This window comes from Paraburkholderia nemoris (assembly GCF_905221015.1).
Taxonomy (GTDB): Bacteria; Pseudomonadota; Gammaproteobacteria; order Burkholderiales; family Burkholderiaceae; genus Paraburkholderia; species Paraburkholderia nemoris.
Genome location: NZ_CAJNBO010000037.1, coordinates 15,844 through 36,718, shown reverse-complemented (window position 1 = coordinate 36,718; position 20,875 = coordinate 15,844). Strand labels below are relative to the sequence as shown.

General features: G+C 61.1%; 19 protein-coding genes. 3 read left to right on the top strand and 16 right to left on the bottom strand.

What is annotated here, in order from left to right; all coding sequences use genetic code 11:
• Positions 1-4 precede the first annotated feature (4 nt).
• Both KHO33_RS36545 and KHO33_RS36540 read left to right on the top strand, forming a co-directional pair.
• Entirely contained in the window at positions 5-373 is a 369-nt protein-coding gene (locus KHO33_RS36545; protein ID WP_200567628.1) for a hypothetical protein, read from the top strand.
• A gap of 412 nt (positions 374-785) precedes the next feature.
• The gene (locus KHO33_RS36540) at positions 786-1,682 is read left to right on the top strand and encodes a spore germination YkwD domain-containing protein (protein ID WP_211629269.1); all 897 of its coding nucleotides are present in this window, start codon (positions 786-788) and stop codon (positions 1,680-1,682) included.
• A 792-nt stretch (positions 1,683-2,474) separates the two neighbouring features.
• Here KHO33_RS36540 and KHO33_RS36535 read toward each other — a convergent pair.
• Genes KHO33_RS36535 through KHO33_RS36470 form a run of 14 tightly spaced genes read right to left on the bottom strand, consistent with a single transcriptional unit; the run spans position 2,475 to position 17,360 of the window.
• Positions 2,475-3,626 (bottom strand): ATP-binding protein, encoded by a 1,152-nt coding sequence (locus KHO33_RS36535; RefSeq protein ID WP_200567625.1) that lies wholly within the window; start codon positions 3,624-3,626, stop codon positions 2,475-2,477.
• Between the two features lie 11 nt (positions 3,627-3,637).
• Positions 3,638-4,276, bottom strand: coding sequence for a type 4 pilus major pilin (locus tag KHO33_RS36530; RefSeq protein WP_200567624.1), 639 nt, complete (start codon positions 4,274-4,276; stop codon positions 3,638-3,640).
• Between the two features lie 8 nt (positions 4,277-4,284).
• Positions 4,285-5,415, bottom strand: coding sequence for a type II secretion system protein (locus KHO33_RS36525; protein ID WP_200567623.1), 1,131 nt, complete (start codon positions 5,413-5,415; stop codon positions 4,285-4,287).
• A complete protein-coding gene (locus KHO33_RS36520; protein WP_200567622.1) occupies positions 5,412-7,658 on the bottom strand; it encodes an ATPase, T2SS/T4P/T4SS family in 2,247 nt (748 codons plus the stop codon). The genes KHO33_RS36525 and KHO33_RS36520 overlap by 4 nt, the downstream gene beginning before the upstream one ends.
• 16 nt (positions 7,659-7,674) lie before the next feature.
• Complete coding sequence (locus KHO33_RS36515; protein WP_200567621.1) at positions 7,675-8,430, bottom strand: hypothetical protein; 756 nt, start codon at positions 8,428-8,430, stop codon at positions 7,675-7,677.
• Entirely contained in the window at positions 8,417-9,745 is a 1,329-nt protein-coding gene (locus KHO33_RS36510; protein ID WP_200567620.1) for a hypothetical protein, read from the bottom strand. The genes KHO33_RS36515 and KHO33_RS36510 overlap by 14 nt, the downstream gene beginning before the upstream one ends.
• Before the next feature lie 8 nt (positions 9,746-9,753).
• Positions 9,754-11,382, bottom strand: a complete 1,629-nt coding sequence (locus KHO33_RS36505; RefSeq protein ID WP_200567619.1) for a type II secretory pathway protein — start codon at positions 11,380-11,382, stop codon at positions 9,754-9,756.
• A 3-nt stretch (positions 11,383-11,385) separates the two neighbouring features.
• Positions 11,386-11,946 (bottom strand): toxin co-regulated pilus biosynthesis Q family protein, encoded by a 561-nt coding sequence (locus tag KHO33_RS36500; protein ID WP_200567618.1) that lies wholly within the window; start codon positions 11,944-11,946, stop codon positions 11,386-11,388.
• The gene (locus KHO33_RS36495; protein WP_200567649.1) at positions 11,943-12,374 is read right to left on the bottom strand and encodes a lytic transglycosylase domain-containing protein; all 432 of its coding nucleotides are present in this window, start codon (positions 12,372-12,374) and stop codon (positions 11,943-11,945) included. The genes KHO33_RS36500 and KHO33_RS36495 overlap by 4 nt, the downstream gene beginning before the upstream one ends.
• Positions 12,374-13,660: a TrbG/VirB9 family P-type conjugative transfer protein gene (locus tag KHO33_RS36490; protein WP_200567617.1), complete on the bottom strand. Its 1,287-nt coding sequence runs from the start codon at positions 13,658-13,660 to the stop codon at positions 12,374-12,376. The genes KHO33_RS36495 and KHO33_RS36490 overlap by 1 nt, the downstream gene beginning before the upstream one ends.
• Positions 13,657-14,475: a transglycosylase SLT domain-containing protein gene (locus KHO33_RS36485; protein WP_200567616.1), complete on the bottom strand. Its 819-nt coding sequence runs from the start codon at positions 14,473-14,475 to the stop codon at positions 13,657-13,659. Before KHO33_RS36485 ends, KHO33_RS36490 begins: the two co-directional genes overlap by 4 nt.
• Positions 14,468-15,775 (bottom strand): TrbI/VirB10 family protein, encoded by a 1,308-nt coding sequence (locus KHO33_RS36480; RefSeq protein WP_200567615.1) that lies wholly within the window; start codon positions 15,773-15,775, stop codon positions 14,468-14,470. Before KHO33_RS36480 ends, KHO33_RS36485 begins: the two co-directional genes overlap by 8 nt.
• An 8-nt stretch (positions 15,776-15,783) precedes the next feature.
• Positions 15,784-16,662, bottom strand: a complete 879-nt coding sequence (locus tag KHO33_RS36475) for a TrbG/VirB9 family P-type conjugative transfer protein (protein ID WP_200567614.1) — start codon at positions 16,660-16,662, stop codon at positions 15,784-15,786.
• A complete protein-coding gene (locus KHO33_RS36470) occupies positions 16,659-17,360 on the bottom strand; it encodes a type IV secretion system protein (RefSeq protein ID WP_200567613.1) in 702 nt (233 codons plus the stop codon). The genes KHO33_RS36475 and KHO33_RS36470 overlap by 4 nt, the downstream gene beginning before the upstream one ends.
• A 909-nt stretch (positions 17,361-18,269) precedes the next feature.
• Here KHO33_RS36470 and KHO33_RS36465 point away from each other — a divergent pair.
• Entirely contained in the window at positions 18,270-18,740 is a 471-nt protein-coding gene (locus KHO33_RS36465) for a hypothetical protein (RefSeq protein ID WP_200567612.1), read from the top strand.
• A gap of 74 nt (positions 18,741-18,814) precedes the next feature.
• Here the strand turns inward: KHO33_RS36465 and KHO33_RS36460 are convergent, their stop codons facing one another.
• Positions 18,815-19,066 (bottom strand): hypothetical protein, encoded by a 252-nt coding sequence (locus KHO33_RS36460; protein WP_200567611.1) that lies wholly within the window; start codon positions 19,064-19,066, stop codon positions 18,815-18,817.
• Positions 19,067-19,269: 203 nt separating this feature from the next.
• Positions 19,270-20,667 carry a replication initiation protein gene (locus KHO33_RS36455; RefSeq protein ID WP_200567610.1) on the bottom strand — a complete coding sequence of 466 codons (1,398 nt, stop codon included), beginning with the start codon at positions 20,665-20,667 and terminating at the stop codon, positions 19,270-19,272.
• Positions 20,668-20,875: the final 208 nt, after the last annotated feature.

Sequence of the window (20,875 nt, the reverse complement as noted above, 5' to 3'; positions counted from 1 at the left end):
GCATATGGACGACTTCGACTACATGGCGCCGGAGAGCAGCGCGGCGTGGCTTGAGGGACGCGGAGACGGTCGTTTTGAACAGTACGAACGCTTCTATCAGAGCGAGCGAGCCATCGATGCCGCGGCCTTCGACCTCGAAAAGACCAACGAGGGATATGGCAAGTGGGCGAGCGAGCAGAGCTCCCGCTTCGTCTCCATGCTTGCCCAGCCATGGGTCGGTCGCGTTGCCATTGCGCTTTTTACAATCTTCATGGCGGGGCGACTCGTGCCGGAACTCGCGCGAGTTCTCCCTGAAGCGACCGGCTTCGGGCTCGTCGTTGCATTCATCGGGCTGAGGGTTTTTCATCGACGGCGCAAGCGTAACCGTCGTTGACGACCCCGACCCCTCGGCATCTGTCGAGGGGTCTAATCTTCGGCTGGTTTTTGCCGTTATCAATAAAATGTCGACGCCGGTAAATGGGCTACCGGCAACAAGCCGTGACGGACCGAGAACACGGCGGTGAACGTCGACTTGACATCACTCAGCGCCAGATAAGATGAAATCAAGGTCGCGCAAAGGGCGCGGCCCAAAACAAAATCGAGGAAATTGAATGAAGAACAATAAGAAAGCACTCACCGCACTTTCGATCGCCGCTGCGTTCGCCCTGTCTGCGTGCGGCGGCGGTGGTGGTTCCAGCAGCTCCGGCTCCACGACCAATTCGAGCGGTTCTTCGACCGGTTCGTCGAGTTCGCCTGCGGCATCGGTGGTAACTTCGGTCGCGACGCCGACCTATACCAGTGGCACGATGCAAGCGGCAGCGTTCTCCCAGTTGAATGCCTACCGTCTTGCAATGGGCGTGGGTGAGCTTTCCCAGGACACGATTCTGGATACGTCGAGCGACAAGCACGCGCTCTACCTTGTTACGAATTTCGCAAACGGCAGCATCACGGCCGTCACGCACAACGAGATATCGACGAACGCTGACTACTATGAAGCGACACCTCTCAGCCGTGCCGATAAGGCGGGCGCCCCCGCAACGGAGTGGATCAGCGAAAATGCCGCCGTCGGCTTGACCCAAGCAACGTCTACCGCCTTCGCTTCCAATTGCCTCGGCCAGTTTCTGAATACGGTCTATCACTTGCAGGACGCAACCGAGGTGCAACAAACCATCGGGATTGGTTTTCAGCAAAACACCACGCAAGGCACTTATTCCTGCGTGTTGGACTTCGGCCAGACAACAGGTGTCAGCGGTACACCGACAGCTAATGGGTTCCTTCCCTCCGCCGGTCAGCAAATGGCGACGACGGCAATCGCACATGCGCCACTCGCCAACGAAACCGGCGTGGCACGCGCAATGACGGCGGAGACCCTAAATCCGGCACCGGATCTGGCTTCGCCTGGCCGGCCTGTCATGGTCCGCGTAACCGCCGCCAACGCCGGCGATGTTCTGACCGTGACAAGCTTCACGCTTACGCCATCAGGCGGCACGGCCGTGCCTGCTCGGATCATCGTTCCGTCCGCTGCGCTCACGGGTTCGACTTCGAGCGCCACGGCGGACGTGAACAGCGCGCTTGCTGCGGGTGTTGCCTTCCTGCTTCCTCTAGCTCCACTTGCGGCAAATACGACTTACACGGTGACATTCAACGGACAGCGGGACGGAACACCAATTAGTGCCACTTGGACGTTCACAACGGGTAGCTAGACATCACAGGCTACTAAACGAAAAAGGGAGCAACGCTCCCTTTTTTTGGCCTTCAATCAACCTCCATTGGTCTCGTATTGGAAGTTGTAGTATTGGACACCCAACACATTGGTTGTGCCCGGAGTCACCCAGCATGCCACGGTTCCACCATAAGAGTCGCCTCCAACCCACATGTCGACCATCGCCGTACCAGGGTTCGGCGTCCCTCCCGCCTGGTAGTTGATTTGTGCGATGTTCTGCCACGGGAACGAATTGAACCACGCCGAGTAGGTGTCGTTAACGGACCCGTACGTCGGGCCGCTCAACGAGCCAAATATGGTTTGCCCAGCCGCAAGATCACTCGACCAGTGCATAAACGAATTGTCCGGCGTACCCCAGGGATCAACCGTTGCCGCTGCGCCGAGACAAACCAGCGATTCCGGTGTGCCGGGTGGAATGCCCTGCGCTGGCGGCGGGACGGCGCACCCGATTCCGACCCAGTTTGATCCGTTCCATGTCGGCGCTGCAGTTTGTGTGAAGCCGGTGGGACAGGTTGGCGGTGCCTGATAATTACACTGTGGCGCGGAGTATTGCGACCCGATCCATTGCGCCGATGCGATGGTCGTCCAGCCTGGCTGGTTGGGGCACGTCGGCGCGGCTTGCCATGCCGTCGTCAGGTGGCCAACACACGTCGAATCCTGATTGTTCACGGAGCACCTTACCGGCCCCGCCATTGCGTCACTGCCGGCCAGAAACACGCCCACAACAAAGGCAATCCTCGCAAAGATGCTGACGAACCTCATTGCACTCCCCTCAATACGTACAGTAACTGACGGCGACGGCCGTCCCTTGTATGACGGACCCTGAGCCATCCGTTATATAGACGGTCCACGGCCCCGTGCCCGCCGTCGGATAACTGATCACGGCAGTTGGATCGGTGTACATGCTCTGGCCCGACACAACGAGTTGCGGCGTCCCGCCCGCAGGGCAGTTGGGGTTCGGCACAAACGTGCCGTTGCCATTCGGGATCTGCGTGTAGCCGTACCACAGCTTGGGGCCGCCTACCGGCATCCATTGCAGGACGCCCGACACGTTCTGACACGACAGCATGAGACCCGAGTTGTCGCTCGCCCCGGTCATCGCACTGACCTTCGGGCACGACACGCGGGGCCACCCGACGTTCCCCGTCGTAACAGTTGTGCCGGCGCTAACCGTCGTCCCGGCTGAAACCGCGCCGCTCGCGGCTACTGCTCCGGTCGCTCCGACGTTGGCGGCACTGACTGTTCCCTCGGCGTCGAGGTTATGGACGTTGTGGAGGCTGACGTGGTTGACGTTCTGGTCGCCGGTCCACGTCAGCGCGCCATCGCGCCGGATATAGACCGAGTTACCGTCCGAAGCCGGACCGTTCGTCGCGAGAACAGCGCCAGCCGGACTGCCAGGCAGCGGATTGGACGCATTCCACGACCCGTTAAGCCCCGTTATGGTCCCGGGATTCGGCATCTTGGAGAAGCCGAAAGCGTTGCCGCCCGCCTGCGCGATGATCGAAGCACCGATCACGTCAGGGTTGCCACCACGGGTTACCGGCATTGACGGATACAGGACGTAGGTGACATGGCAATCACCTGCGCTCACGGAACAGGTCGATGGACCGACGCTCATGCTGACGACGTACACACCGCCCCAGAACGGCCCGTTGGCGTGCGGCTGCTGGAGGTTGCCCTGCGTGAACAGCTGATTGAGCGTGGGCAGCTCCGTTGCAGGCACAACATCCACCGGGCCGTTCTGTGTGAGCGTCGCGTAGTTATTGGTGACCCACTGGCCAAGCGCAGCGTTGATGACCGCCTCATTCTGCCCTTCAGCCGTCAGCACCTGTGCCCGCCGCTTCGCGGCATCTTCCTTGATGCCGACGACCGTCATCAATGCGGCAGCAACCAGCACAACCACCATCTCGACGATGCTGAACATGCCCAGCGCCCTTAATTATTGTGGGTGGCGTACATGCCGATGCTGGCCGTCGCGCCCGCCGAACTGCACGTGGTGCCCGCTGTCGCCCCGTTGAATGCGGTGTTCGGGTCCGAGATGGTCGTCCCATTGACGGTTACCTTTGCGTAAGCGCCCGCGACCGCGCCAACCGAGAGCGAGCAGACCGTGCTCGGCACCGGATACGTCACAATCATCGCATCGTCAGTCGACGAGATTGTTCCGGGGACAGCGGTCACTGCCCCTCCAAAAATTCCCGTCAGCACGCCCGTCGACGTGTTCACGCGCGAATTCGCCGAGTCGAAAGCGTGGTTCTTCGCAAGGCTCTGCTGGGTCTCACCGGAGAAGTCCACGTCGCTCGACGTGGCGTCCTGGATGCCGCTGCGAAAGAGTTGCGCCTCGCTCTTGAACTGATGCGCGTGGATACGATCCATGACGAATCCGCGGCCCTGATACACGACGAGTGCGAGCAGCGCCGCACCCGCCATGACGGCCGCGCCTTCGATGAGCGACAGTTCACCCGACTGCCGGCGACGCCGTGCCATCGAAATGAGCGCCGACTGCCGGTCTGACGATGCCGGCAGGACCGCAGCCGTCGAAGAGTTGGTCTTGAGAATTGCGATGTTCTTGTTCATTTCTTTCCTCAGTAATTGGCGCCAGCAGACGATGACGAGTCGAAGCTGACAGCACCGGTCGCGACATACGACCCGATGCCGAAAACGAAAAACAGTGAGACGGCAAATCCCAACAGCACGTAATGCGTAATCCGGGCGTTGCGCCGGACAGTCGCCATCACGCGGTCAAGCGAATTGCGTCCCAGCGCCTTGATGGCCTCCACGAACTGGTCACGGCCCGCGGCGTCGGCGATGGTGTCCATCACCGTCTCAGAAAAGATTCCCGTGTCCAGCGCGCGCATCGTCTGGTCGGGATGCTGGGTGAGCCTGCGGCCCATCCGCTTTAGATGCCATTTGAGCCACGGATCTGCGGTCTTTGTGAGCCGGTCGAGCGACGCGCGCAGCGTCAGGTTCGAGTCGAAAAGGCCTGCGAGCGAGACAATCAGCAAAGCGGCGCGCAGATCACGACGATTGCGCCACATCAGCGGCATCGCATCGACCCTGTTGCGCAGATGGCCGGTCCAGCGCCTGAGCGTGTGGAAATACCCGAAGACAAGGCCTCCGACGATCGAACCGCTCAACCACCAGTAGTGGTAGGCGAACGAGTCGAACGCGTACAGGGCCTGCGCGAACGGAGACCATTCGGAGACAGGCTTTGTGTCGGCGACGGCGGGAAAGATGGTGCCGCCGAAGAGCATCGCGTACAGGTACATGTAGATAATGAGCAGCGCCGGATACGCCATCTGCAACGATGTTGTGGTCGCCAGCACAGCCTTTGCGTTGGCCGCCATCTCGGCGAGCTCGAGGCCTCGCACGGCCGCGTCCTGTTGGGTCGATGCGCCTGCGATTTCCAGCAGCGCGTATTCATCGGTCGGGATGTATGGTCTCATCGCATGGGCGAAGTTATCGCCCGCCACCATCCGTTTGCCGATCGCCTGGAAGACAGGCCACGCGAGTCCCTTGCGGTCGCGGTGACGCTTCTCGAGCGTCGTGAGCCGCTCCAGCAGCGTTTCCCGGTTGCGCAGCCCTTTCGCGGCCACATCGAGCCGCGTTTCACGATAGAAGCCTTCGCGCAGCTTGCTGAAGCGCCAGGTCGCCACGCGCATGCGTTCCTTCTGCGGCAGCATCATGAAGAGCGTATAAACGAGCCCCCTTATCACGACGGCATCCTCCCGTCACGGTCTGCGTAGATCCTGTATTCGTCGAACGAGCGCATCGCCGTATCGATGAAACGCGGGTCGATGATCCCCTGCGACGCCTTGTAGAGTGCGTGCTCGTAGATCGTCTTGCCCGTCATGTCGTCACTGTCAAAGCCGGCGACACGGCTCGTTCGCCACACCTTCTCTGCACCACGCCAGTCGCGCACCGCCACGAGGTCGAGGAACTCCAACGTCGGCCGGAAAATCTCCATCGCGAGCGTCTGCCCTTTCGTGCCTGCCGCCACCTTTCCCGCACGCGTGAAGAGGCCTTTCAGTCGGCAGTGTTCGCAACCAGCTTCATCGCGGCATGCCATCGTTGACGTGTCGAGCCCAAACTTCCCTTCCAGCGTCTGGACCTGCTGCGCCGTCAAGACGCCCCGCGCCGGCACCTTGCAGTGCGGGCACAGCAGCGGTATCAGCTTCTGGTTGGCCACAGCGTTCACGAACTTTTCCGACGACACCTCATCCATCGGCAACTGCAGACGCCCGCCGGCGAGCCGCATGAATGCGCCGATCGCGCTGTCAGCGTGCAAGGTCGTTCTGACCGGGTGACCGGTGAGTGCCAGCTCCGCCACCAGTGCCGCCATCACCCGGTCACGGATCTCATTGACCGTCAGGTCATCCGGGTCCATCCGCATCAGCGTGCGGATGACCTCGGCGCCTTTGCGGCTCGCGTCATCGTCCGATTCGTCCGGCCGGCGCGGTATCGAGATTTCCGAAAGCCACGGATGCGGGAACTCGGAGGGTTCGCTCACGACATACTGCTTGCGCAGATCGCGCGACGAGAGCATGTATGAAAGCGCGCGCAGCAGCGTCGATTTGGCTGACCCGGTTTCACCCGTGAAAATCGATACCCCGCCACTCACGTTGCACAATGAGCCGAGTATCTTCAACTGGCTGCGCGTGAGGCCCATCTGTTCCGGCATCAACAGTTTGAGGTTCCGGAAGTTGCCGTCAAGCAGGCGCAGAGCCACGTCAAAGCCGCCGACGAGCGGTGAACTCTGCCATCGGATATTCAGAATGTCCGTGTGCACAACGAGCGGGATCATGGCCGACTGCGGCGCGCTCGGCTGGAATGTCTCGCCCGAGTTTGTGTTGCGTGCGACTAGATCCTGATAGGAAGCAGACAGCGCGCGACGCACCAGCGACTTCGACAGTTTGCGATACGTGTACAGGTCACCGTTGACCCGGAAACGCACTTCGACGTCGTCGTTGAAGTCGCGGTACTCGTAGTGGATGTCGCCTGCGCCGTATTCGTGGGCAGCTTCTGCTACATCGCGAAACGTTCCGATCGCGCGCGACGTTTCCGGGACGATGGCCGCCGAGCGGTTGCGCTCGCGCGCGTAGATCGCGGATATGACGGCCTCGCCCGCGATCATCTCTTCATGCACCTTGATGTCGGCGCGCTCAAGATCCTTCAGATACGTCGGATAGAGCGCAGACTCATGAAACGATTGAGTGGTGAGGACAATCGCCATGCCCGCCTGGACCTCGACGGCCACGAACTCGCCGCGAGCTGCGTCAGTAATGCGCAGGGTTGCGTCGGCGCCGCGTTCGCTCAGGATTCGTTTGAACAGGAGAGCATCGGCCGAAGCTAGCTGAGGCAGTCCGGGGGCGAAATACTCTTCGCCCAGTTCCACGACCGGTGCGGCATCCGCGTGAGCCCCGTGAACTTCCCTGGCTGGCGACGCGGTGGCGTCCCCCACATCTGCTGCAGGCATTCGGGCGGCCGTGTCCTGTTCAGCGTGGGTAGCCACAGGGCGCTGCGCGTCCTCCGCTAATCCTGTCTCACCAGCAGCGGTTGATACCGACGCTGCCGATGCATTGACAGTTTCGGCCGTTTGCGCGCCAGCTTCGTTCGCCGCGTGTTCGCCCCGCACTTCGAACGCACTGACTTCCGGTACAGGCGGCCGACCATGCAACTCTTCATCATCGTGCACGTCGACGTCACTGATGTCCGCCGATCGCAGTCTCATGCCAAGGGTCATCGGCTGCCCGGGCTTTGTCTCGACCGGTTCGGCTTTTACCCTGGTGCTTTTGCCCGTGAAACGCGGCTCACGGTCGCCAGAGTCCAGTTTCTCCGAGCCCGCGATCGGCATGGACGACGCGGATTCTTCCGAGAAGCCAGCCCGGAACGCGCGCAAGCGCCCGAAGATGCCGCCGGTGGACGGCTCGTTCTTTTCTATGCCAGAAAACATACTCATGATTAGCGTCCCTGTGTTACCGGCCAACAGCGGAAAGAGGCATCGACGGAGGCAGCGGGCCCGAGAGATCGGGCAAACCACGACCTGCCAGCCCAATTACCGCCGGTTGCTGGGTGTCCTGCGCGGGCGTGCCGCCGCTGATCGTTTCCGTCCACGTGCGCGCGCCCTTGCCCGTCCCTTCCTCAACGGTCACAACGAATCCGTCGACACGCGTCACGGTCCAGCCGTTGAGCAACCTTGTGCCCACATGGGCGGGATACGATGCATTGCGGTATTCGTAGAGCACCGACTGTCCGCTCAGATCGCTGAACGCGCCTACGAAGCGCACCGGCTCCGAGCGCGGGCGCGAGGAAGCCGGGTGGATGGCCGCGGGTGCAGGGGCGTTCACAGGTGTCGTGACCGGGGGCGCGCTGTTGAGCGACAGAGCGCCGGGCTGCCCTCCGGGGTTGCCGGCGAGTTGACGTGCGATGGACGATCGCGCGATACGGTCCACATCCTCAATGGAAAGGCGGGGCTCCGACGGCGCGGGCGCAGCCGCAGCCGACCCAGGCAATGCGGCCGCGGTCTGTGAAGCTGCGGACTGTGCGACGACGCTCTTGCGGGCGGATGCGCCGCTGGCTGGCGATTCTGCGCCTAGGTCGAGGTCTGCCGAAGGCAGGTACGCATTGACCGTTTGCGTATGCGGCGCCGTCGTCTTCGGCTGGGCATGGGCCACGCCTGACGCAAGCATCAAGGCGCCCGCGAGCATCGGCAGGCCTTTAGTTGAGAACATAATATTTGCCCCTCGCTGTGAAATGGATACCGTTCTGTACGTCCGTCCCGCCGTTTTGCGATCTGCTGGCGCCAGGCTCTCCCAGCTTCAGCGCAACGGTCATCGTGTCCAGCGTCATGTTCGGCGGCAGCCTGGCCAGCAATGGCGACTGCCACCGCAAGCCGCTGATCGTCCATTCACCCACACGGATCATCTGCGCCGGGCGGGAATCGGTTGTGCCCATCGGGACCGCGAGAAGCGGCTTCGCAGGTTCCAGATGCACGGTGTAGCCGTAGCTGTCGAGTTCGAACGGTTTGGCGGAAAGCTTTTGTGGCGGTGTCTGCAAGGCGTCGATCAGCCCCTGCTCGGTGGGCCAGGTGCTCTGGTCTTTGTCTGCCACGAACGCGACAGCAGGAATCTGCGGACCGCGCGCGCCGGCATGCAGGCCGTCGGCATCAAAATGCAGCGGGCGCATCGCTTCAGGGGCCACCTGGCGAAGATCATCGAAGCTGCCGCCATACCGGCGCAGGATCTCGGCGCAATAGCCTTGTGTGCCGCACACCGCCTTCTCGAACACCCACCCTCCGACGACCGTTTCGCTGTTGCCGAGCGTCGCAAGCAGTGCCGGCGCAAGCAGATTCGCGCGCGGCATCTTTGCGGCGAAGGTCTGACGCACCAGCGCGGCGTACTTCTCCTCGAACGAGGGTTCTCGCGGTGCAGGCGGCGCAGGCGGATTGAGGACATCGGCCAGCTGCATGCCACCAAAAACGAGCGCGGCGCCGATGACGAAAATCGGCACAATCGACGGAACGCTGGCCGGCACCTTGCTGACCCGGGCGCTTCTACGCGCATCGAGTAGCGCTGCCGCACCAAAGCTCTCGTCCACGTCCCCTACTCCCGGCCCGGAGCCGAGCGTCGTGAGCGCCAGGTTCAGCTTCAGACATTCCTGCTCGATGGCGAGCTTTCTGTCCCGCGCCTGCAATACCGTGAGCACCTCATCGCTGCGCACGACACCGCGCACAACGAAGACCACGTGCACGCGCTGATCGTCCTGCAGCAGAACGACCACAGCGGCTTTGCCCTTCACGCGGTCATGCTGGGCGATGCGCGCGGCGCCCGAGTACAGTTTCGCGCCCTTGATCTCCGCCATCTCCGGCGCGCAGAAGCCACCGATGACGTCCTTGCCGATCCTGTATTCGACGTAATGGGTCGCGCCGAAATCATCGGCATAGCGACGGCGTTCGGCCCGCATCTGCCGAGATGGATAGGCGCGCCACTCCAGCCCGAAGACGAGACGCGCGTTCTTTTCGCGCGGCAGTGGATCGGTAATGTGCATGCTGGTGCTCACATCGACGGGACGACCGACGCCGTCAGCATGATTACCTGGAAGGTCTTCGCCTTGTTCCAGAGTCCCGTGATACCGGCGATGCCACCGTTGGTCGTGCTGTCAGCGTGGTCCGTCATCTCCCCGTACAGCACGACGGTCTGCCCGTCCGCGAGCGCGACGATCTGATCGTCCTTGCTGCCGACCGTGTGTGCGAGCTGAATCGTCTGCTGCGTCTGACCGGAGCCGACCGACTTCTCGGTAAAGGGGCCGTTCAGCTTTGAACTGTCGCTCCAGTAGGCAAGCACGATCTGGTTGTGATCGTTCACCGACGGCAGGATGTTGACGAAATCGCCAGTCGTCACGGTGCCCGGATTCAGGCCGGGAACGCCGCCCGAAGTTGCCGTCAGGCTGCCTGCGGAAGAAGTCGTCGATCGCAGGTAGTCGTCGCTCTGGAATGACGCGATCGATACAGGTAGACCGTTAAGCGTCAGCTTCGTCTGCGTGTTGTCCTGCACCGTCCGGCCGTACTGGTTAAGTGCATTGATAACGGCATTCGTTCCAGTGAACGGCGCATTCGGACGCAGCACCGACATGCCCAGCGTGCCACCTCCAGACGAGAGCGACGTGGGCGAGGCGAAGCTGATTGCGTACTTCGCAAGACCACCCTGGATGGCGTTGAAAACTACATCGGCGTTCGCGCCCGCCTGGCTGCCGCGATTCAGCGCAATCTGCAGGGTGCGCACGCGGATCGCGACCTGACGCGTCGATACCGCGTTTTCCTGTGCGAGCAGCTTGCCCATCGCATCGGCGGCTTCGCGTGTGTCGTGCACCATGACCAGTCGGCTCTGCGGATTGACGTTGACCCGGCCCATAGGCGTGCGCAATTTGTTCAGCGCATCCGTAATCGACTGGATCTGGTCGAACTCGCCTGCACGCCCCGTCGAGGTCTGCGCAGAGAAGGACCCCGTATCACCGCTTCCCCCACCGCCGCTGCCGTTCGCCTGATTGCCCGTGGAAGTGTCCATGCCCTTGGACATGGTCGACTTGATGGAGACCTTGCCCGGGATGGCGGCAATCTGGTACATACGCGTCACGAAGCGCGTGATATTGATCGTCGAACCATCGAACGACCAGTCGAGGCCAAGATCCTGCGTCATCCGGGTCAGGTATTCGCCCGCCGATCCGTCGAAGACCTGGGCATAGACCGGCTTCTCATAATTGCTGCCGCCTGCGCCGCCCGATGTGGTCGAAGCCTTGCCATCGGACGAGCCTCCCTCGCGCGGCACCAGTGAACTACGCGGCACAAAAACGTCCGGGCTCAGATGAACGGCATAGCCAGTCGCGCCGGAAACGAGATTGGCGATCTGGTTGATATCGAGGTTCGCCGGCATCGTGATGCGCTTCTCGCGAAACGTCGCCGGCAGCGTCGCTTCATAGGCGACCGGCACCAGGCGGTCCCCGAGGAACGCTGCCGGCACGTCTTCGACGAGCGCCATCGAGCCGGGCAGATTGCTCATAGCCGCGCTCGCCGCGCCATTCGCCGCGTCGTAGGCCGAGTTGACATCTCCCTGAGTGACAGCGCAGCCAGCAATGACGAGCGAACACGCACCAGCAATCGCAGTCTTTAAAATGGAAGCGTGGCGCATCGGTTACTCCTGACAGTTGGCCGCGCGTGCCAAGACGCGGATGACGTTGTTCGAATGACGGCATACGCGCGTAGGCACCCGCATATGGTTGGTGGCCCTCATCACCTGCGTGAGGACGGACGTGAAGTCGCCCGAGAACGTCGCATTGAATTCGAGCGGCAGGTCATCGTCGACCTTCCACGCGAGTTGCCAGCCCTGCGTCTGCAACCACCGGTCGAGCGCGTTGCGCAGATTGCGATCCGATGGCGATACGGAAAACGTGAGCACACCGCCGGAAGCTGCTGTTGCCGTCGGTAGAACAACCGGAGCCACGGCCATCGAGGCGGGTGCGGGGGAGAGCGGCAACGCCGAAGCACCCGCAGTTGCAACGGGCGGCTCTCCTGCCACATTGCCAACCGGAACACTGGAAAGGACCTGCCAGCCGTCGCCGGCGGGCGCGGCGACGCGCGACTGATTGAGGTCGGTCGCCGCGCGCGTCCATGCAGGCCCGGCCACGAATAGCATTGCTGCGAGAACATGCGCGATCACGCGCGCCCGGTCATTACGTTCGGTGGTCACATTCATTGTTGTTGCCCCAGCCGCTGCAGGCGGCGATTAATGGCGTTGGCGTAATTCAGCTGCTTCCACGGCGTTGATGCGTTGTAGGCTCCGACGGCTTTCCAGGTGGGGCCGAACCGCCTGATCTTTCGCGCAAGAATCCACGTGCCAACGTAGGCATTCACGCACGCGTCAAAGAGGTGTTCGCGACGAATTCCATACCGGGCAAGCCCCGGAAGTTCTCTCGAGTTCACCTGCATCAAACCGATGTCTTCAGTGCCGTCGCTGTTCATGTGAACCGCGTTGGCTCTCATCTGGGATTCATGCTGCGCAATCGCGCGCACGAGTTGACTGTTGATGTGCTGGTACGCCGCAGCGTCATCCAGGCAGTCTGCGTGCGCGAGCGACACGCAGACTGCAGCCACGGCACCAGCGAAGAAATGAATCGGGCGCATCACGATTTCGCCACCGCCGTTGTGGCGGACACTGTCGCCGGCGCGAGGCGCTCGAAATACTTCACGTCGTGACGCCGCGTGACATTGACGGTGGTGCCATCGGCCGTCACGATGAACTGGTCCGCCGTGCCGTTGAACATGTAGTAGCGGCCCTTCTGCTCGCCCGAGCCGAGGTGCTTCACATCGCTCACATGGACCTGCACGACCGAGTCGGCGAACTTGAAAAACGTCTGACCGTCGCGGTCGAACACCGCCTCCAGATGCGCAGCGCTGGCCGCGTCAAATTCGTACACCGTGCCCGAAGACCGGCCCAGCTCAACCGTGTGCGTACCGTCCGAAACCATCATGCATTCGGCGCGATCAACCGTCATGACACCAGTTTCGTTGTCCCACTTCGGATGCAGCGAGCGACCGTCCATTGTTCGGAAGGTCAGTTCGGTTACCGGCTTTGCCGCAAAGCGGATCTGCGTGTGCGTGTCGTCGCCATCGCGGATCGCCTGCGCGCCGAAGTACTGCGCGAGCAACGATGCTTGCGGCGCACCGCTTGCCGCGCCCTCCCTCGCTGCGACCGTCTGCGCGATCGCGTCCGGTTGCGATTTCTGGCCGGCAGCGTAGTTGAGTGCGCCCGACTTCGGCGCGTCGCGGTGTAGTCTGATATGACGCGTCGTGAAGTCCACGTCAGCGTAGAGACCGCATTGCGTCATCAGGCGATCAAGCGCCTGCATCCAGTTCTCGCCGGACCGCGTGGCGAAGCTGCTGCTTTCAGTCAGATCCACGTCTTTCTGCGCCGACCCTGTCCAGCCTTGCGGAGCCAACGCTTTCACGACTGCGGCTACAGGCATCGAGCCTTTGAGCACGCGCACGGGCTCAAGCGACTCGTGCGTGCCGATCAGGACCAGTCGATTCGTGAAACCGTCGAACGCGGATGGCTGGTCGTCGCGCAACGATTCGAGCGGGCCGCGCGCACCGGCACCGATAAACGCGTTTGCCTTCGTCCATCGAGCGCTCGCCGCGCGTCCGGCGACCGTATATGTGAGCGTTTCCGGTGTGCCGTCGACAACAACATACGGCCCTTCCTGATGACCGCCTGTGGCCGTGATGACCTGGCCGGCGCGTGGCTGGATGTACGTTTTGAATCCGTCGTTGAATATCAGCGCGGGGCGCTCCGCAATGCCACCCGCGATCTCGTAGTCAAAATCGAATGGATCGGTGTTCGCGGCGTGCGACGCCACGAACACAGACAGCGTGGCGCAGGCGAAAGCAATGCGGGAAACAGTGTGCTTCATAGTCCGGCCTGGATCTGGTTGAGGTGCCGCGCAAAGCGCGCGAGATACGCCTGGCCCGGGACCGGATTGGCGCTGTGGTAGTAGGCGATCGCCTTCGCAACCGAATGCGTCTTGCTGTAGTTCTCGTTGAGAATGTCTTCGGCGACATGGATGCTCGTGGCGGGCGCGAGCGCATCCCATGGCGAGGCAAACCGGTGGGCGTGGTACCCCCAATTTATCTGCATGATGCCGACGTCGAAGTCGCTGCGGCCGTGCGCGATCAGTGACTGCACCACGCGATAGGCGTCCTCGCGCGTACGAAAGAAAAAGCCCTGCCCTGCGATGTTCAACGTCCACGGCCAGGCGCGACCGTTGCGGCCCGACTCGTTCAGCGCGATGCCTGCCAGCACCTTCGCATCGACGGTCCTATGCATGAGGTCGAAGGGCGCGGTCACGCTCGCGCACGCCCATCCGCCGCGCCCTTCCGCGATCGCCGCCTGCGCTTCGTCATCGAGGGCTACCGGCTGCAGCCAGCCTTTCGACACAAGCAGACGCTCCAGCGGCACATCGCGGGCGTCGACCGTTACAGTGATGCCGGTGTCGGGGCTGCTCCCGACCGGCTGGCCAACAAGGGGCGCCGCCCACGACTCAAACGCGCGCAGGCCGCACCAGAACACGGGCTTACCGTCGAACGAGGCGAGCACGCGCGCGTTGCCGTGCGCGAGCACCACGTTCGTGGGACTGATAACCTCGGCGATCGTCGAAGCCGATGCGACGTTCGCGGTCGCGCACAGCAGCGTGCAGAGGAGAAGCCGCGCAACCAGTCGCTTATTCATCGCGGTACGGCTCCAGCACGATGTCACGATTGACCTTCAGCATGAAGCGGCGCTTGCCTGGATCGTCGGTGATCGTCGGTGGGATGTTCTTGTAACGCTCCAGGATTGATTGCGCGGTCTGTGCGGCGACCTGCCCGCCCGTGCTGCCCACCTGGGTGACACCAAGCGGGCCGGTCGTCGTGCTCGTGTCGCCGCCATCGTACTTACGCAGCAGGATCGCAACGAGAAACGAGGTCCCGAATATCTTGAAGAAGTGGTTGTTGACGTCGCCCGAGAAGCCCGCCGCGCCGTCACCGTCGGCGCCCTGCGCGCCATAGAGCGGCACGTGCTTGCCGTTGGGCAGACGCAGCTCGCTTGCAGCAACAAGAATGCTTTCCTGGCCGGGTTGGATGTCTGAACTGTACGGTGCGGTGATGAGACTACCCTTCGGGATCATCAGGCAGTCGCCCCGGACGCTGTCGTACACGTCGCGCTCGACAACGAGCGCAGCCGTACCCGGGCGGTCGGAATTCAGCTTCTCGGTGGCGAGCACGCCAATGTGGTGCGGCGGCGACAGCACGCAACCGCGCGCCTGACCCACAAAGCCGCCCCGAGGAAAATCGCGCCCGTTATCCGACTGCGCTGACACGTTCTTCATGAAGGCGCTGTCATGATCCTGCGCCGAATAGGACCGTGCTCCGCCCTGTTGACCACCGACTCCGGCAGCGGAAAGCGCGGCCGCGACGCGGTCACCTACCGAGCCAGCTGCGGCCTGCTGCGCGGCAGCCTGTTGCGCCGCGACCTGTGCCGGCGTGGGGATGCCAGCAAGCTGGTTCGGCTGCTGCGTGCCGGGGTCCTTAGCCTTCAGCCCTGCCTTGAAGATGGGAGACGCGTAGATTGCGTCCTCGTCAGATTGCGCCTTCATCGACTGCGTACGCTGATCGTTAAGAAAGCCGTCGGAAGTCAGCGACGGATCGCCGCCTGAACCCGGCGCAGAAGCCGGCGACTGGGCAGAAGCGCGCGCCGCGGCGGCCGCACGTGCTTCGGATGCAGCCATCTTGTGTGCGGCACTGAGCTGGTCCTCGATAGTCTTGTCGAGATCCTGCGTGCTGTTGGACCGGTCCACCACTTCGGCGGTCTTGGCCTTCTTCAGCAGTGCGGCTTCGTCGTCGGCCTTCGCGTTCTCCTTGACCTGGTAGTAGAAGCCAAGGGCGCCAATCATGAGCGACGTGATGAGGCCCGCCGCTATCAGCGCGTTCCGTGGCGACTTGCCCTTGAACAGGGCAGCCTGCACGCCCGATTGACCGTTCTGCTGGTTCATCGTCAGCCTCAGAAGCCGAACAGACCCGGACGGCGCCGCTTCACCGTCACTTCTTCGTTGGGCGCGCGCAGCACGATCTCGCTCGCCATCTCCTGCACAACGATGTACTGCCCGCGACGGATGAAGTTCGGGCTGACGGTGTCGCCGTGGTCCTTGACCAGCGGCACGGCAAACGGCGCTTCGGCGGGAAGACGCAGCCACACCGACTTGCCGTCGTCAAAGACAGTCTCAGGCCGGAACGACGCAGAGCCAGACACGGTGTAATCAAAATTGAGCTTGTCAGGCGAAACGCCGATCGGACCGGAATTGGTCCCCACGCTAACGTCGTCGCCACGCGAGCCACCGGCGTCGTTGGCCTGGTCGCGCGCGCGAACCTTGGCCATGACCGAGCCCGGGTAGTTGAAGCGCACCGTTTGATAGAACAGCCCCCCCATCGGAGACGACACGAGCGTCATGTCGTACTCGCGGAAATTCGTCGTCAGGTGCAGCGTATTGACGAGCCCGGGCTTGACCGGCTTCACGAAGATGTGGTTTTCACCATCGGTATCGATCACCCACTGGATTGAATCTCCCATAGCCGGATCTGTCGTGAGCTTCTCGCCCTTCGCCAGCTCTATCGTGGTGTTCTTCAGCGGCGCGGTCATGATCCGGTAGATCTGGTCGCGGCTGTACGGAAACACCGCCATCCGCGCGTCGCCAGGCATGGTCACCGGGTCCGAACCGGCGTTGTACGGATTAACGGGACTCATCGGATCGCTCATCGCCGTGGCGAGATCGAAAGATGCCGGCGAGCCCCCTTTCCTCGCAGCGAAGACGGGCGACGTGGCGGCGGCCGCGCACGCGAAGGCGGCGACCCACAGGGCGAGCGTGCGGGAGGCGATCATCATTGGGTCTTCTGGATGGAGAACAGCGGATAGAACAGGCCAAACGGGTTCGAGCCGAGCGCATCTTCGGATGCGGGCGGCACGATCTGATAGCGGAAGGTCAGCGCGTATTTCTGGACGACCGGCTTGTCCGTCGGCTGCTGGGTTGTGCTCGTGCTGAATTCGACGACCGCTGTTGAGTCTTCGAGCAGCGCGACGTTGGTCACGCGTGGCTCCCTCACGAGCTTGGGATTAAGCGTGATCGCCTGGAATGGCGCGTCGGCTTTGATCCAGTCTGCGAACTGGTTGCGCGCATTCCCAGTCATCATGGCCTTCACGCCGTTGATGTTGCGGGCCATGCGCGATGACTGGATGTCGTCGGTCAGCACCGGCTCGATCGTGAACCAGCGCTCGACGGTTTCACGCAGCGCCGTGCGAATCGCCTGATCGTCAGGCCTGTACGAGGTCAGCTGCGTGACGACAGGATGTCCATTGACGTCAGAGGACACGCCATACGATTTCACCACCGACGGCGCGGGATTGCGCGTGTAGACAGCCCCGCCCGCAACGAAGATCAGAAGGAAAGCGAACGTCTTCCAGTGATTCGCTTCGACACGCAGGCGCGTGCCCATGTCGAAGATGATCTTTTCGGGATCTTCTTCGGAATAACCGCCTGGTGCGGTGGAGAGAGCTACCTGTTTCTTGCTGCGGAATAAGCGCATGACGAACGATCCATTGAGGCCGACTCAATTGAATCAGTCCGGAGGGGAATCGGGTCATGCGAAAGATGAGCGTTTTACGTCCGCTTTCCACCATTCAAGGGGTTGGCAGCGCAACGGTTTAGCCGGTTCAGACACACTTCCCGCAAAGCTGCGGTATTTCGTCGGCTTTTAGGGGTCACTTCGCGGTGAGAGCCGTGTAAGGTCACTTGAGAGTGGTCCCGTTGAAAAATATTTTGCACGTGCAAAACTAGGGGAATTCGCGCCATCTTCGAGACGAAGACCAAGAGAAATTGTTGTGCATTCAAAGATTTAGTCCGCCCATTGGGTGCTGCGACGCCGGCGACGGGTGTCTGAACCGGTTCAGACTCCTTTTGCTGATTTTGCAATAAACGACCGCGGCATACCGACCCATTCGGGTCCGATTGTTACGAATCAATAGAGACAACAAGACTCGCCGAGTTACAAGGCGCCACAAAGGCCCGGCGCATGGGTGCCCCTCTGCATTCGGATGCACATCCGCGCCCTGATGTCTTGGCGTGGCCGTTCTGCTTTGTTGAGGCGAGGAGGATCTTAAGGCGGCGCAGATAAGCGGGAAGTCTGCAAGTTTAGAAACCTGACAGCGGATCGTGGAACAAGTAGTGGACGGACGCCGAGATTTCGCGCCCGCTTCTGCTTGGCACGGGGCGCCAGAAAGTAAGCACCGGCCAAGCGCTTTTATAATCCTCTGCAATTCGCGAAGGATTTCGACTCCGGCCAGCACCCGTGGCGCTGGCCCATATTTTTTAGTTGACACAGCAGCCAAGGCCTAAATTGGAAATAAATAATCTTCCACATCGTGACGTTCTGACTCGCCACACGGCGGCTGCGTATCATCGGCGGCTGAAGCAGGACAAGGCGCCCATCTTAGAAATGGGTCGATTCTATCTTTCCATGATTGAGCGAAATGTCTGGCCAAGCCAGACCGCTATGGCTTTGGAACTAGGCGTCTCGATATTCCAGATCTCGCGCAGGATTAGCGCGGCCCGCTTGCCTGAATCGGTACTCGCGTTGTTTGCCACAAAGACAGCCCTCTCGTTCTCGCATGTAGCGACACTGCAAAAGCTACTAAAAGAATTCGGAGAAGCCGAGATCGTTAATCGATCGAACTCGGTATCGTCGGGTGCCTCAACAAGCGAGATTTTGTCGATCCTTGCGACCGAAAAAGGATCTTCGCCCAACGGAGTCAGGATAAGCAGGGTCAAAGGCCAAAGTTATCTTCGACTTGACATCCCCAACGTGGCGGAGATCGCGCCATACCTGGAAAAAATCGAGCAGATGCTGAATCTCTTGCTGTCGGCCGGCGGAGCGAGCACTTGGGGACACAGGTCGAAACTCGGCTGAAGCGCCGGCGCTTCAGCGAGAACTGCCGGAAGCGAACGCAAAAGCCAGTAAGGCTAGTTAGTGCGCCTTTACGTCTACTTGCGTTGCACACGTCCGGCTTTTCTAAGTTCGCCGGCAACAAAGGAGCCAAAGGTATTGGCGATATCCGGAAAGGTCAGGATGTTCGCCTCTGTTACCTGGGCAGGTCCAAGCATCTGACGTTCAATCGCCCGGAGCAAGTGCACGGCAACCCTCTCACTTCGGAGAAAGGAAGAATTGCGTGGAAGTTGCGGACGCTCTTCGAGTGGCATCCGCAGCTGTTCCATGTACTGGCGGAACACCGCCATGGGCGCCCGGTCGCTGCCCCCGACAAAATAGAAAGGCAACCAAGGCGAACCACTCCACAGCTTGGGTCGGATGCTGAGGGTAGTTCATTCGATTCGAAACGCCCTTCAGATTCGTTCACTGCCGCCCTCGGCAATGCCCGCCGCGGCCACCTGCGCAACACGCCTGCTGGTGACCTGCCCCGCTCCCGTTGATTTTCGACCGGTTAGGCGCGCGTTCGAGCCGCCTTGGGTTTGTTGCGCAGGTACACAAAATGATAGAAGGCGAAGGAAAGATCCGCGTGGGTGAGCACGTCTGCTTCGCCAATGGTGGCTATGTTGAACTTGAGACGCTTGATGGCCAGCTTACCAGAGGGAGATGCAATGTACGCGCGCATGAAATCTTTCCTCGCGCGCGCGTCAGCTTGGTCGAACGCTTCGCGACCAGCGCGGACCTCGTCGGCTAATCGCAGCTTGGCTTCTTCCTCACGAGCTGCACTGTTCGCTTCAACGGCGATTCTCGTGTTGACTCTGGCAGTCACCTCTGCCTGTTCTTCCGTGGCTTTCTGGGCCAGTACCGTTTTCATCCGGCGCTCAGCCTCTGAAAGCTTGTAGCCCTCAGTGATGGCCTTCATCAGATAGCCGGAGGGACTCTTTGTCACCTTCGCGTCATCAATCTTCGCGCGGGTGTATTCGATTGCATCAAGGATGCGTTCATCGGACCAGATGGCGCGGTTCTGCGAGATAATATTGAACTGCTTTTCGGTGAAGCCAAATTCGGTTTTCAGCGTAGTGTAGGTTTCCTTCAACCCAATTAAGCTCGCGCGGACGGTGTCGGCCCCTTCCTTCCTGGAAAGCCTGAAGCGTATCCGGTCAATCTTCTTGGACTTGGGGCTTTCGGTGCGAGTCTCGTAGCTCAGCTCGATGTCAGAGACCTCGTTGATCTGCTTTACCGCAGGCTCGAGACTGTCCCGCTTGAAATATTTGAAGACCGTTGCGCTGGAGCCCGCTTTGCCTGGCCAGTTTCGGATCAAGTCAATTTCAAACCAATCCGTGATGCCGTCCGTCACGTATGCAATGACGTGGTCGTAGATTGCACGTGCGTAAGTAAGGGTGAAGGCCGACGTGATGCGAAGGCTCAACCAGTGAGACTTTTCCGGGTCCTTAATGTGGCGGATGAGCGGTTGCGGGACTTCAAATGTTATGCGTCCTTTGTCGATACCGACAATGCCGAGCAACTGCACGGAAACCCATTTTTCGTGTTCTGGCGAGGTGCTACCCTGCGGTGCCGCGGACACTTGGATGAGTGCCTTCTGTGCTTCGGATACGACTGCTCTCAGATGCTTGTAGTTGTAGCTGTCGTAACGCATGAGCCACCGGAAGTAGCTCAGTTCAACGTCGTAGTATTTGGGTGTTGTTGACTCCTGCGCCACGATGAAATGCGCTGCATCAAGCAAGCGACGCGCTGTGACTCCGACGTCCGCGACATCAACGAAAACGTTGTTCCGCTGATAGCCGATTTCCTTGGTTGACTTATGGATTGGCGTGTCGGTCGCCAACATCTCCTCAAACAGTTCGAGCGACATCTGGCGCGATGTGGCGCGAGCCGATACGTCAGTGGACATCGTGGCCCTCTTCTATTGGTTGCTAGCCGCGGGAGACTCTAACACGCGTAGGTGAGATGTCAAAACAAGAAGGCTCACCATGAAAACGCTGCTTCAACAATTCGGCTCACCCACCTTCGCAATCAGTCAAGTCGACATTTATGCTCACCATTGCGCCACGAGCATGCTAGCCACTTCATCGTCGAGCGGTTGGTTTTGTATTTTAAAG

Excerpts from the sequence above, each read along its gene's own strand:
- KHO33_RS36545 (WP_200567628.1), top strand. The coding sequence starts at position 5 with ATGGACGACTTCGACTACATGGCGCCGGAGAGCAGCGCGGCGTGGCTT.
- KHO33_RS36470 (WP_200567613.1), bottom strand. The coding sequence starts at position 17,360 with ATGCGCTTATTCCGCAGCAAGAAACAGGTAGCTCTCTCCACCGCACCA.
- KHO33_RS36540 (WP_211629269.1), top strand. The coding sequence starts at position 786 with ATGCAAGCGGCAGCGTTCTCCCAGTTGAATGCCTACCGTCTTGCAATG.
- KHO33_RS36485 (WP_200567616.1), bottom strand. The coding sequence starts at position 14,475 with ATGAATAAGCGACTGGTTGCGCGGCTTCTCCTCTGCACGCTGCTGTGC.
- KHO33_RS36475 (WP_200567614.1), bottom strand. The coding sequence starts at position 16,662 with ATGATGATCGCCTCCCGCACGCTCGCCCTGTGGGTCGCCGCCTTCGCG.
- KHO33_RS36505 (WP_200567619.1), bottom strand. The coding sequence starts at position 11,382 with ATGCGCCACGCTTCCATTTTAAAGACTGCGATTGCTGGTGCGTGTTCG.
- KHO33_RS36495 (WP_200567649.1), bottom strand. The coding sequence starts at position 12,374 with ATGCGCCCGATTCATTTCTTCGCTGGTGCCGTGGCTGCAGTCTGCGTG.
- KHO33_RS36530 (WP_200567624.1), bottom strand. The coding sequence starts at position 4,276 with ATGAACAAGAACATCGCAATTCTCAAGACCAACTCTTCGACGGCTGCG.
- KHO33_RS36535 (WP_200567625.1), bottom strand. The coding sequence starts at position 3,626 with ATGTTCAGCATCGTCGAGATGGTGGTTGTGCTGGTTGCTGCCGCATTG.
- KHO33_RS36510 (WP_200567620.1), bottom strand. The coding sequence starts at position 9,745 with ATGCACATTACCGATCCACTGCCGCGCGAAAAGAACGCGCGTCTCGTC.
- KHO33_RS36515 (WP_200567621.1), bottom strand. The coding sequence starts at position 8,430 with ATGTTCTCAACTAAAGGCCTGCCGATGCTCGCGGGCGCCTTGATGCTT.
- KHO33_RS36465 (WP_200567612.1), top strand. The coding sequence starts at position 18,270 with ATGGGTCGATTCTATCTTTCCATGATTGAGCGAAATGTCTGGCCAAGC.
- KHO33_RS36500 (WP_200567618.1), bottom strand. The coding sequence starts at position 11,946 with ATGAATGTGACCACCGAACGTAATGACCGGGCGCGCGTGATCGCGCAT.
- KHO33_RS36520 (WP_200567622.1), bottom strand. The coding sequence starts at position 7,658 with ATGAGTATGTTTTCTGGCATAGAAAAGAACGAGCCGTCCACCGGCGGC.
- KHO33_RS36490 (WP_200567617.1), bottom strand. The coding sequence starts at position 13,660 with ATGAAGCACACTGTTTCCCGCATTGCTTTCGCCTGCGCCACGCTGTCT.
- KHO33_RS36455 (WP_200567610.1), bottom strand. The coding sequence starts at position 20,667 with ATGTCCACTGACGTATCGGCTCGCGCCACATCGCGCCAGATGTCGCTC.
- KHO33_RS36480 (WP_200567615.1), bottom strand. The coding sequence starts at position 15,775 with ATGAACCAGCAGAACGGTCAATCGGGCGTGCAGGCTGCCCTGTTCAAG.
- KHO33_RS36460 (WP_200567611.1), bottom strand. The coding sequence starts at position 19,066 with ATGGCGGTGTTCCGCCAGTACATGGAACAGCTGCGGATGCCACTCGAA.